Here is an 11,182-nt window from a genome sequence, read left to right as displayed (position 1 = left end):
CAACTGCATCGAGCGCGCATCGGCCTCGCGCTCACTGCGCCCCAGGGTACGGACCTGCGCCAGGCTGACATTGCGTAGCACCGTCAGGTGCGGGAACAGGTTGAACGACTGGAACACCATGCCGATACGCCGGCGCAGTTTCAAAAGGTCCGCCCGCGCCATCGGCGTGGCGGCGTCGATGTCCAGCTCATCGAGGCGGATACGCCCACGCGTCGGCGGCTCAAGCTGATTGATGCAGCGCAACAAGGTGCTCTTGCCCGATCCACTGGGGCCAATGATGGCCACGACCTCGCCCTTGCTCATCTCGAAGTTGACGTTGTGCAGCACCTCGTATTTGCCAAACTGTTTGTAAAGCGATTCCAGGCGCAGAAACGCAGGCTTCACTGCAGGCACTGGCGGCACCTGACGCAGGGGGATACTCATCGGTTTCATGTGCAGGCCCTCCCCTCAATAGCGGTCGTCGTCGACCAGCGGCGTGCTCGACAGCTTGACCGCACCCTGGGCGGTGATCAGCACCTGCTCTTCAAGCTTGACGCCCTCGCGCCCGCCTTGCTCGCCGATGTAGCTCTCGACCGAGACCACCATGTTCTCCTCGAACACGCCGTCGTAGCCCCATTCGGCAAAGTCCACGGCGTAGGCCACGCTGGGGTACTCGTCGACCAGGCCCACCCCGTGCAGCATCATCATGTAGCGGTTGTGCTCGAACCGCTGCGGCACCGGCCAGCAGTGCTCGGCGAACTCGCGGAATGAAAGCCCCGGGCGCAGCAGCTGGAGGTTATGGCTGACCTGCTGCGAGGCAATGTCGAGCAGCGCGCGCTGGGCCCCTGTCACTGGTTTGCCTGGGCAGACGAAGCTGCGCGAGATGTCCGACAGGTAACCGCCGGGGCCGACCATGTCGGTGTCGAAGCAGACCATCTCGCCCGCCTCGATGACTTTGTCGGTGGCGTCCTGGAACCACGGGTTGGTGCGCGGGCCAGAGCTGAGCAGGCGGCTCTCGGCCCACTCGCCACCCTGGGCCACGTTGGTGCCGTGGAGGATGCTCCACAGCTGGTTTTCGGTAATACCCGGCACCAGGCTGGCCCGCATGCGGGCGATGGCCAGGTCGCACACGGCCATGGACACCCGATGGCTGGCGATTTCCTCGGCGGACTTGATCAGCCGTGCCTGCTCCATCAACGGCTGGGCGTCGAACAGCGCGATGCCTTTGGCCTTGAGCTTCTCGGCCCCCCACGGGTCGCAACGGTCAACCGCCAGACGGCAATTGCCGCCACTGTGGCGCAGCATCAGCTCGGCCACTTCCGCCGCCCACAAGGCCGCCTTCTCATCGACCCTGGGGCCGGCCAGAAAGTACAACCAGGGCAGCGCCGGGCGGATCTCGTCGATGGTCTCGACGTGCTCGCTGTTGTGCCGGCTGCTAGTGAACTCGAACAGCACCACCGGCCCTTCCGTGGGCACGAACACATAACGGCTGGGCGAGTGCATCACCCACAGGCCAAGGTTGTTGGTGTCGGTGGCATAGCGGATGTTGATCGGGTCGGCGAGCAGGATGCCGCCATAGTCGTGCGCACGCAGTTGCTGGCGAATGCGCTGCAGGCGGTATTCGCGCAGGGCCTTGCGGTCGATGGCAGCCTGGGCCGCGAGCAGGCCGCTGTCTACCGGCGCCAGGGCATGGCCGGTGACGCTGGCGTCGGTGCGAAACTGCAGGGATGACGGGGCGAGCAGGCAGGGCCGCTCGGTCGGTTGGGTACCGATGTGCATGGTTACACTCTCCACTGGATATCGTTGTCGTTGTTGGAGCCAGGGCAGTAACAGCGGGTGGTGCTGGGTTTATTGTTTTAAGGTGCAGCGTACCGATCAGAGGTCTTTCACCAGGCGCAGCGCGTCATAGATGGCCGCGTGGGTATTGCGCGAGGCCACCGCGTCGCCGATGCGAAACAGTTGGAAGCGCCCGTCGTTGCGCCGGGCCACGGTTTGCGGGCGGCCGGCAATGAGGTCCATGTACTCCACCGCCCCTTCATTGCTGGACAACGGGCACAGCTGGAAATACAACTCGTCCAGCGGGCGGGTGCCATGGTTGACCACCACCTGGTCGACCTGCCGAGTCTGGCGCAGCTCGCTGTAGTCGGTGCCGATGCTGGCCAGCAGGCCGCCTTCGCCCTTGTGTACCGCCTTCAGCCGCCAGGTGACGGTGAAGGTCGTGTCCAGTTGCTGTAGGGTGCGCATGTAGGGCACCAGGTTCATGCCCATGACTTCTGGCGAGAAGGTTCGGTCGGGGGTCATGATCTCGGTGCGTGCGCCGCTTTGCGCAATGAACTCGGCGGCCTGCAGGGCGGCATGGTCCCCGGCATCGTCATACACCAGCACGTTGCGCCCAGGCTTCACGTCGCCGGAGATGATGTCCCAGCTCGACACCACCAGGTCGTTGCCGTGCTCCAGCACTTCGGTATGGGGAAGCCCGCCGGTCGCGACGATGACCACATCGGCGGCCTCGTCGAGGATGATCTGGCTGTCGGCCCACACGTTGTAGTGGAAGGTCACGCCCAGGCGCTCGCACTGGGCCAGGCGCCAGTCGACGATGCTGATCATTTCCTTGCGCCGCTCGGACTGCGCGGTCAGGCGGATTTGCCCGCCGGCCTTGTCGGCCACCTCGTACACCACCACTTCATGGCCACGCTCGCCCGCCACCCGCGCCGCCTCCAGCCCTGCCGGGCCGGCACCGACGATGACCACCTTGCGCCTCACCGGCGCCTTGGCGATGTCGTGCGGCATGCTGGTTTCGCGCCCGGTGGCGGCGTTGTGAATGCAGTAGGCGGCACCACCGTGGTAGATGCGGTCCAGGCAATAGTTGGCGCCGACACAAGGGCGGATCTGGTCTTCGCGGCCTTCGATGATCTTGCGCACGATGTGCGGGTCGGTCATGTGCGCGCGGGTCATGCCGACCATGTCCACCAGGCCTGCGGCGATGGCATGGCGGGCCGTGGCCACGTCCGGGATCTTCGCCGCATGGAAGGTCGGGAAGCCGGTCAGCGAACGGATCTCGCCGGCGAAGTCCAGGTGCGGGGCGTTGCGCATGCCCTGGATCGGGATGATGTCGGTAAGGCCTGCGTCGGTGGCGATGTTGCCGCGTATCACGTTGAGAAAGTCGATCATCCCGCTGTTTTTGAGCAACTGCGAAATCTGCAGGCCTTCCTGCCGGGTCAAGCCGCCGGCCAGCACTTCATCGCCGGTGTAGCGGATACCGACGATGAACGCGTCGCCTACCCGCTGCCGAATCGCGGCGAGCACTTCGAAGGTGAAGCGCAGGCGGTTTTCCAGGGAGCCGCCGTAGACATTCTGCAACTCGTTGGTCAGCGGTGACCAGAACTGGTCCATCAGGTGGCCGTAGGCCTGCAGCTCGATGCCGTCGAGCCCGGCGGCCTGCATGCGTTCGGCAGCGTCGGCGTAGTCCTTGATGATGCGCTCGATGTCCCAGATCTCCAGGCGCTTGGGGAAGGCCCGGTGCGCCGGCTCCTGGTTGTGTGACGAAGACACCACCGGCAACCAGTCGCCTTTGTCCCAGCGGGTACGCCGGCCCAGGTGGGTGAGCTGGATCATCACCGCCGCGCCATGCTCGTGGCACTCGTCGGTGAGGTCTTTCATCCAGCCGACCACCTCGTCCTTGTAGGCCAGCACGTTGTTGAACACTGGCGGGCTGTCTCGGGAAATGGCGGCGGAGCCGGCGGTCATGGTCATTGCCACGCCGGCCTTGGCGCGCTCGACATGGTAGGCACGGTACAGCTGCTTGGGCATGCCGTCTTCGGGGTAGGCGGGTTCGTGGGAGGTAGTGATGATGCGGTTGCGCAAGGTGAGGTGCTTGAGTTGGTACGGCTGAAGCAACGGGTCATTTGACATGATTGTTCTCGCGTTCAGGGCATCAGGCAAAAACGACATTAGCCCCCATGTACACAGGTGTCAATTAATTAGACACAGGTGTACATTACGCTTGCCAGCCTGCCATGGATACGGAAGAATGCGCCCATGAACATGACTTCAAAGACCCCAGAACTCGCCGCCCGCGGCTCGCTCGAAAGCTGGCTGAACGCCGCTTACGAAACCCTCAAGGAATCGGGGGTGGATGCTGTGCGGGTATTGCCGCTGGCGAAAAAACTCAACCTTGCCCGCACCAGTTTCTATTGGTACTTCGAGGACCGCGAGGCGTTGCTGGCAGCGCTGATCGAGCAGTGGAAGCGCAAGAACACCCGCAACCTGGTGAGCCATTCACAGGCGTATGCGGCGTCGATCAGCGAGGCGATACTCAATGTGTTCGATTGCTGGCTGAACAGCGAACTGTTCGATTCGCAGTTCGAATTCGCCATGCGCAGTTGGGCCCTGCAGTCGGAACAGGTAGCCGCCGAGATCGTCGAGGCCGACGCCCTGCGCATGGAGGCCCTGAAGCAGATGTTCGACCGCTTCGGCTTCAGCGAGGATGCCGCCGCCACGCGCGCCCGCTCGATCTACCTGGCGCAGATCGGCTACATCAGCATGAAGACCTACGAACCGCTGGCGCTGCGGATGCGCTTCATTCCAGAGTACCTGCGGATTTTCACCGGGGTTGAGCCTGAGGCCCATGAACTGGAGCGGTTCTACCAGCGCAACGGGTTTGTGCCGCCAGCGAACTGAACCTCGCCAGCGCCACAGGGTTGGGCCGCCAGGCGGCCCCAATGGACTACTGCATCCAGGGCGGAGGGGGTTCTTCACCCTTGACCGGGCCACGCTCGGCGTCCGCCAAGGCGGCGCGGCGGCGGGCGTCATCGAACCGCGCGGCTTCGATTTCACGCAGCACGCCATCCACGTCGGCTTCCTCGTCGTCGTCAGCGAACACGCCGGTCAACGGGCTGTCCGCTTTCAGTTCGCCCGCTTCGAACAACGCCCACATTTCCTGGGCATAGCGGGTGTCCTTGAGCTCCGGGGCGAAGCGGCCGAAGTAATGGGCCATGTTCGACACATCACGTTGCAGCATGCTGAAGGCATGGTTGTTGCCGGCTGCATCCACCGCTTGTGGCAAGTCGATGATCACCGGGCCGTCAGGGCCGAGCAGCACGTTGAACTCGGAGAGGTCGCCGTGCACCAGCCCTGCGCAGAGCATCAGGACGATCTGGCGGATGACGAATGTGTGGAATTCGCGGGCTTCTTCGGCTTCCAGGTGCACATCGTTGAGGCGCGGGGCGGCGTCGCCGTCGGCGTCCGTCACCAGCTCCATCAACAGTACGCCATCCTGGAAATCGTAAGGCTTGGGCACCCGCACACCGGCGCTGGCCAGGCGGAACAGGGCCGCCACTTCGGCGTTCTGCCAAGCATCTTCGGCCTCTTTACGGCCGTACTTGGAGCCTTTGGCCATGGCCCGGGCCTGGCGGCTGTTACGGACCTTGCGGCCTTCCTGGTACTCGGCGGCCTGGCGGAAACTACGCTTGTTGGCCTCTTTGTAGACCTTGGCGCAGCGCACCTGGGTACCGCAGCGCACCACGTAGACCGCAGCTTCCTTGCCGCTCATCAGAGGTCGCAGTACTTCGTCGACCAGGCCGTCTTCGATCAGGGGTTCGATTCTTTTTGGAGTCTTCATCAGGCTTGAGTTCTGGGGTCCTGTGGCCGAGCCGTGGAGGTGGCGGCCATCCTCTCACAGCCTGATGGATCTTGCTCGTCTGAGATGCAACGTTCGTCTGTTACCGGCCGCCTAGGCGCCCTGCCCCACGGCGCAGCCTGCCGCGACCCGCGCCCGTCGGCGCGTGATCAGCAACCCCGAGCACACCACGAACACCGCCAGCACCAGGGTGGAAACCACCTCAAGGCGATGGTCCGGGCGCAGCAACATCACCACCAGCACACTGCTGATGAACAGGATCACCGCCCAGGTCAGCCATGGGAACAGCCACATGCGGTAGCTCAGTGTCTTGCCTTGCGCCGTCAGGCGCTTGCGCAGGCGCAGCTGGGAAATGGCAATCACCAGGTATACCAGCAAGGCGATGGCGCCGGAGCTTGCCATCAGGAAGCCAAACACCTTGGCCGGCACCAGGTAATTGGCGATCACCGCCAGAAACGCCGCACCGGTGGACAGCAGCACCGCGACAATCGGCGTACCGCTGCGGCTGGTCACTTGGGCACAGGCCGGCGCATCACCACGACGGCTCAGCGAATAGACCATGCGCGACGCGGTGTACAGCGACGAGTTCAGGCAACTGGTGACCGAGGTCAGCACGACGAAGTCGATGATGGCCTTGGCATGCGGCACACCAAGCGTATCCAGCACCGTGACGTAGGAGCCCTCGGTAGCCAACCGCGGGTCGGTCCAGGGCACCAGCGCGATGACGATGAAGATCGACAGGATGTAGAACAGCGTGATCCGCCAGATCACCGAGTTAGTGGCCTTGGAGATATGCTTGCCCGCCTCGTCCGACTCGGCGGCGGCAATGGTCACCACCTCGGCCCCAAGGAACGAGAACATGGTGATCAGCATGGCACTGAGTACCGCGCCGAAGCCGTTGGGCATGAACCCGCCGGTGTCCCACAGGCGCGAAACACCGCTGACGCCGGCGCTGGGCAGCAGGCCGAAAATGGCGCAGGCGCCCAGAATGATGAAGGCGACGATGGCAATGACCTTGACCAGCGCCAGCCAGAACTCGAACTCGCCGTAGTTCTTCACGCTGAACAGGTTGGTGGCCGTCAGCAGCAGCGTGATCACCAACGACAGCACCCAGATCTCCATCTGCGGCACATAGGTGTTGATGATGGTGGCGGCAATGTTGGCCTCGATGGGGATGATCAGCACCCAGAACCACCAGTAAAGCCAACCGATGGTATAGCCGGCCCACTTGCCGATGGCGAGGTCGGCATAGGTGGAAAACGAGCCGGTATCCGGTGAGGCGACCGCCATTTCGGCCAGCATGCGCATGACCAGCACCACCAGCCCACCGGCCAGGATATACGCGAGGATGGTGGCGGGCCCGGCCTCGGCGATGGCCCGACCGGAGCCGACGAACAGGCCGGCGCCGATCACCCCGGCGATGGACAACATGGTGACGTGCCGCGATTTCAACCCATGACTCAAATTGTTCTTGTCTGTTTGCATGGCCTTACCTTCTTGTTCTTGTCATGCCCGCGCTGCGCCGTCTAGCGAACACGGGCGCGAAAAAGCCCACCCGGCCCTAAATGGTGAGTAGGGCCAGGCGGGTTGAGTAAAACGAAACGCAGATCCGCTGGGGTTGCCGGCCTGCTCAGCCGGCAGCGCACTGCTTGCCAGCCAGGTCTGGCTTGGGCAAGCCGCCCCCCTGCAGGGCGACTTGTGCGCAGACCTTCTCGACGATGTAGGCGCCGATCGGTATGGCCGAGGTGGCGGCAGGCGATGGCGCATTGCAGACGTTCACGCTGCGCGCCGAATTGACGAAGAGGAAGTCGTCGATGAGCTTGCCATCGCGTGACACCGCCTGTGCCCGGACACCCGCCGGGTAAGGCGTGAGGTCATCCTTGGTGATGCTCGGGCAGTACTTCTGCACCTGCTTGAGGTAGCCGCCCTTGAACAGCGAATTCTTCATCTCGATCAGGCCCGGGCGCAGGTTCTTGGCCAACACCTTGAGGATGCCGGGAGTGGTCAGGGTCTGGAACATGTCCGCCACGCTGACGTCGGCCTTGCGGTAGCCTTCGCGCTTCATCGCCAGCACCGCGTTGGGGCCCACGGTCACGGTGCCGTCGATCATGCGCGTCAGGTGCACGCCCAGAAACGGCATGGACGGGTCCGGAATCGGGTAGATCAGGTGGTTGACGATCTGGTTGTGCTGCTTGGGCAGCAAGTAGTACTCGCCGCGGAACGGGCAGATCACAAAGTGGGTGCGGATGCCAAGCATGCTCACCACGCGGTCGGCCATCAGCCCCGAGCAGGTGACCAGGAAGCGGCTGTGCACCTCGTCGCTGCGGGTACGCACGACCACTTCGCTGGCGCGCTCCTCGAGGCCGACCACTTCGGCGCTGTAGCGGATCTCGCCACCGGCACGCTGGAACTCACGGCCCATGGCCGCCGTCACCTCGGCGTAATTGACGATGCCGCTGGAGGGCACGAAGATCCCGCCCAGGCCGACGATATTGGGCTCGCGCTCATGCAGCTCGTCGGCCGACAACCACTGGCGCTCCAGGCCATTGGCCGCGGTGCGTTCCCACAACGCCTTCATGCGTTGCATTTCCAAGTCGTTGGTGGCCACCAGCAGCTTGCCGCATTCATCGAAAGCGATGCCGTGCTGGGTGCAGAAGGCCTTGGTTGCCTTGTTGCCTTCCAGGCAGAAGCGCGCCTTGAGGCTGCCGGGGGTGTAGTACACCCCGGCATGGATCACCCCGCTGTTGTGCCCGGTCTGGTGGCGCGCCGGGCCGGACTCCTTCTCCAGCAGGAGAATCTTGGCGTCCGGGTACACCTTGATCAGGTGCATGGCGGTGGACATGCCCACAATGCCACCGCCGATGATGATGAAATCGTACACAGTGTTACCTCCCGCGCCGTGTTTACTGGCCGCGCTGGTACAGCGGCTTGGGGAAGGCGACATAGCCGCGTTGGCGCATCAGCTCGCGGCGCAGGCCGTCGTGCGGTGTGAAGCGGTCGCGGCCGTGGAGCCAGAACAGATTATTGATCAAGACGAAGCTGCCCACCGCCACCGGCACGGACAGTTTCTTATCGCTGCCCTCCAGCGATTCGGACAAGGCGTTCAGCCAGACGCCTTCCTCGAAGTTTTCCGGCTGCACGAACTGGTCGATGTACCGCATGGTGGGCCGGCCTTCAGCGTCGTTGTCGAATACCGAATGGAACACGTCCTGGGCCACGTTCTTGCTGGGCGGCGCGGTCCAGCGCATCTCGCGGCGCGCCAGCGGGTGGCGGAAGAACGCCTCGCACTGCTCCCAGTCGTCCAGGTGCAGCAGCAGCGAGTTGCCGCCTTCCATGTTCCTTTCGTCGATTTTCAGCATCAGCACGTAGTCGGTGATCTGGTTCACGAAGGTGCCGTCGTTGTGCAGCTCCATGACGCGGTGCGGCTGACGCAGGTAGCTGTCGGAGTTGTCGCTGTTCACCACCACGAAGCGGGCGTAGTACTGGCCGCTCATGGCATCGTAGTTGGAGCGACCGATCAGGTGCGCACAGGCGGTGGTGAACTTGACCATGTCCTCGGCCTGGCCCACGTCATCCAGCCCCAGCGGGGTGATCAGCATCCCGCCGCTGGCGCGGTCGAGGATGGTGTTGAGCAGTACCGGGCGCAGCGTGCCCTGGCACAGCTCGTCGAGGATCTCGCCCACCCGAAAACGCAGAAACGACTTGTATTCCAGCGCCTGCACCGGCCACTGGGCCACAGCCTCGACGAACGCCTGCACGGTCTCGCGGGCAAAGGTCAGTTCAAGCAGACGAGGCGACTGCTTCGACGGGGCGATGGTGTAACCACGCGGTTCGAGCGGCAGTGGCAGCACAGGTTCGTTGATCTGCGTAAAAGCGTTCATGGCTAGGTCCTGGCAGAAAAAGGAGATGGCACGGTCCAGTCGTGATCTGGATCAGTGCGGGCGAAGCAAAAATATCGCCACTCGCTAAAAATGTCTACATTTTTATAAAACGAAGATAAACATCCTGTATGTCCATTGTTTTTCGTCCGCCAGCGGTTTCGGTATGATCGGCAAAACGTTTTGAGGAACAGGACTTTGGAAGCGCTCGCTCCCCGACAAAACTCAGCATTCAGCGGGTATGAGAGGCTCAAGAAGGACATCATCCGCGGCGTGTTCAAGCCTGGGGAGAAGCTCTTGATGAGCACCCTCAAGGACCGCTACGAACTGGGAGTGGGGCCGCTGCGCGAAGCACTTTCGCAGTTGGTGGCCGAGCACCTGGTGATTGTCATCAGCCAGAAAGGCTACCGTGTCGCGCCCATGTCACTGGCGGAGATGAACGACATCTACGATGCCCGCGCCAACCTGGAAGCCATGATCATCAGCCTGGCCATCGAACGCGGCGACGACGCTTGGGAAGCGTCGGTGCTGGCCTGTTCGCATACCCTGGCCAAAGTGGTGGAGGTGAAAACCCGCGAGCAACGGCTGGATGTGTGGGATGAACGGCACAAGGCGTTTCACACCGCCATCGCCTCGGGGTGCGGCTCCAAGCACCTGCTGCAGGCCCGCACCTACCTGTTCGACCAGGCTGAGCGTTACCGCCATTTGTGGCTGACGCAGACGGTGTTTTCCGAGCAGGCGCTTGAGCTCAAGCGCCAGGAGCATTCGGCGCTGGTCGAGGCGATCCTGGCCCGCGACGCCAAGCGCGCCAGCGCCATGATGCACTCGCACCTGATGACCCCGGTGCCGATCATTGCGCAGATCATGCACACCGAGGGCATCGGGCGGTCGTAGCGGCGGCCTTCAGGCCGCTGCCTGGCGCTGGGCCACATGGTGCCGGAGCTTGTCGAACACCCAGTTGTACACCACGGTGTAGGGCAGGATGATCACAAAGAAGCCCAGCTCGACCATGAACGCCTGCAGCAGCGAAATATCCAGCATCCAGGCCGCCACAGGCAGGCACCACACCACCAACCCCGCCTCGAAGCCCAGGCCATGCACCACGCGCGCCCGGGCTTTCCAGTCAACCCGCTCGGTCTGCACGAAGCGGTCGACCACTGCGTTGTAGACCATGTTCCACACCATGGCGATTACCGACAGGGTGACCGCCAGTGTGCCTGCGGTGGCCAAAGACTTACCCAGCACCCAGGACAACAGCGGTGCGCACAGCAGCACGGCGAACACTTCATAACCCACCGCATGGACCATACGCTCGGTGAAAGAGACCTTTTTCATTACTAATTCCATCGATTGCTTAAGACGTGCTTTCTATTTTCTTTGATAGAACAGATACTCGCGACATAGCACCCATCGATTTTATCAATACCTATGCGCTACTCACCGGAAGCCTTGCTTGCCTTTGTCGAAGCTGCCTCACTCGGCTCGTTTTCTGCGGCGGCGCGCAAACTCAAGAAAAGCCAGTCCACCGTCAGCATCGCCATTGCCAATTTCGAGGCCGATATCGGCTGCACTCTGTTCGACCGAGGAGGCCGCCACCCCACGCTCAATGCCGCAGGCCGACAGGTGATGCCGCACGTCGAAGCGATCCTCGAGCCCGGCGCTGGCATCGAGAGATCGGAAGAGCGTC

General features: G+C 63.0%; 11 protein-coding genes. 3 read left to right on the top strand and 8 right to left on the bottom strand.

The genetic code is table 11. The features are described 5' to 3' along the window. From NP534_RS22760 to NP534_RS22750, 3 genes are all read right to left on the bottom strand, one after another. Positions 1-432: ATP-binding cassette domain-containing protein (locus NP534_RS22760; RefSeq protein WP_443201093.1), on the bottom strand; the 432-nt coding region annotated here is incomplete at its 3' end. Positions 433-447: 15 nt separating this feature from the next. Continuing rightward, a complete protein-coding gene (locus NP534_RS22755) occupies positions 448-1,758 on the bottom strand; it encodes a M24 family metallopeptidase (protein ID WP_274100193.1) in 1,311 nt (436 codons plus the stop codon). 96 nt (positions 1,759-1,854) lie between these two features. Beyond that, positions 1,855-3,891: an NADH:flavin oxidoreductase gene (locus NP534_RS22750; RefSeq protein WP_274100192.1), complete on the bottom strand. Its 2,037-nt coding sequence runs from the start codon at positions 3,889-3,891 to the stop codon at positions 1,855-1,857. Positions 3,892-4,017: 126 nt separating this feature from the next. Here NP534_RS22750 and NP534_RS22745 point away from each other — a divergent pair, with 126 nt between their 5' ends. Continuing rightward, a complete protein-coding gene (locus tag NP534_RS22745; RefSeq protein WP_274100191.1) occupies positions 4,018-4,659 on the top strand; it encodes a TetR/AcrR family transcriptional regulator in 642 nt (213 codons plus the stop codon). A gap of 46 nt (positions 4,660-4,705) precedes the next feature. On the opposite strand, the gene NP534_RS22740 is transcribed toward NP534_RS22745, so the two are convergent. The 4 genes from NP534_RS22740 to glaH all read right to left on the bottom strand — a co-directional run bounded on the left by NP534_RS22740 (position 4,706) and on the right by glaH (position 9,498). Continuing rightward, a complete protein-coding gene (locus tag NP534_RS22740) occupies positions 4,706-5,599 on the bottom strand; it encodes a PA4780 family RIO1-like protein kinase (RefSeq protein WP_033697531.1) in 894 nt (297 codons plus the stop codon). A 111-nt stretch (positions 5,600-5,710) separates the two neighbouring features. Beyond that, positions 5,711-7,102 carry a GABA permease gene (gabP, locus tag NP534_RS22735; RefSeq protein WP_274100190.1) on the bottom strand — a complete coding sequence of 464 codons (1,392 nt, stop codon included), beginning with the start codon at positions 7,100-7,102 and terminating at the stop codon, positions 5,711-5,713. Positions 7,103-7,247: 145 nt separating this feature from the next. Next, the gene (lhgO, locus tag NP534_RS22730) at positions 7,248-8,498 is read right to left on the bottom strand and encodes an L-2-hydroxyglutarate oxidase (protein WP_274100189.1); all 1,251 of its coding nucleotides are present in this window, start codon (positions 8,496-8,498) and stop codon (positions 7,248-7,250) included. A 22-nt stretch (positions 8,499-8,520) separates the two neighbouring features. After that, positions 8,521-9,498 (bottom strand): glutarate dioxygenase GlaH, encoded by a 978-nt coding sequence (gene glaH, locus NP534_RS22725; RefSeq protein ID WP_274100188.1) that lies wholly within the window; start codon positions 9,496-9,498, stop codon positions 8,521-8,523. 195 nt (positions 9,499-9,693) lie between these two features. Here glaH and csiR point away from each other — a divergent pair, with 195 nt between their 5' ends. After that, a complete protein-coding gene (csiR, locus tag NP534_RS22720; protein WP_047583363.1) occupies positions 9,694-10,389 on the top strand; it encodes a DNA-binding transcriptional regulator CsiR in 696 nt (231 codons plus the stop codon). 9 nt (positions 10,390-10,398) lie between these two features. On the opposite strand, the gene NP534_RS22715 is transcribed toward csiR, so the two are convergent. Next, complete coding sequence (locus NP534_RS22715; protein WP_186660342.1) at positions 10,399-10,830, bottom strand: multidrug/biocide efflux PACE transporter; 432 nt, start codon at positions 10,828-10,830, stop codon at positions 10,399-10,401. Between the two features lie 93 nt (positions 10,831-10,923). Here NP534_RS22715 and NP534_RS22710 point away from each other — a divergent pair. After that, a partial coding sequence (locus tag NP534_RS22710; protein WP_274100187.1) for a LysR family transcriptional regulator occupies positions 10,924-11,182 on the top strand: 259 nt, incomplete at its 3' end.

It is taken from the genome of Pseudomonas sp. 39004 (assembly GCF_028682155.1).
Classification (GTDB): domain Bacteria; phylum Pseudomonadota; class Gammaproteobacteria; order Pseudomonadales; family Pseudomonadaceae; genus Aquipseudomonas; species Aquipseudomonas capeferrum.
Note: the sequence above shows the minus strand (reverse complement) of the source record. Positions and strands in the feature narration are given on the sequence as shown.

Coding starts and splice junctions, on each gene's coding strand:
- NP534_RS22715 (WP_186660342.1), bottom strand. CDS start 10,830: ATGAAAAAGGTCTCTTTCACCGAGCGTATGGTCCATGCGGTGGGTTAT.
- gabP (WP_274100190.1), bottom strand. CDS start 7,102: ATGCAAACAGACAAGAACAATTTGAGTCATGGGTTGAAATCGCGGCAC.
- NP534_RS22745 (WP_274100191.1), top strand. CDS start 4,018: ATGAACATGACTTCAAAGACCCCAGAACTCGCCGCCCGCGGCTCGCTC.
- NP534_RS22755 (WP_274100193.1), bottom strand. CDS start 1,758: ATGCACATCGGTACCCAACCGACCGAGCGGCCCTGCCTGCTCGCCCCG.
- NP534_RS22740 (WP_033697531.1), bottom strand. CDS start 5,599: ATGAAGACTCCAAAAAGAATCGAACCCCTGATCGAAGACGGCCTGGTC.
- glaH (WP_274100188.1), bottom strand. CDS start 9,498: ATGAACGCTTTTACGCAGATCAACGAACCTGTGCTGCCACTGCCGCTC.
- NP534_RS22750 (WP_274100192.1), bottom strand. CDS start 3,891: ATGTCAAATGACCCGTTGCTTCAGCCGTACCAACTCAAGCACCTCACC.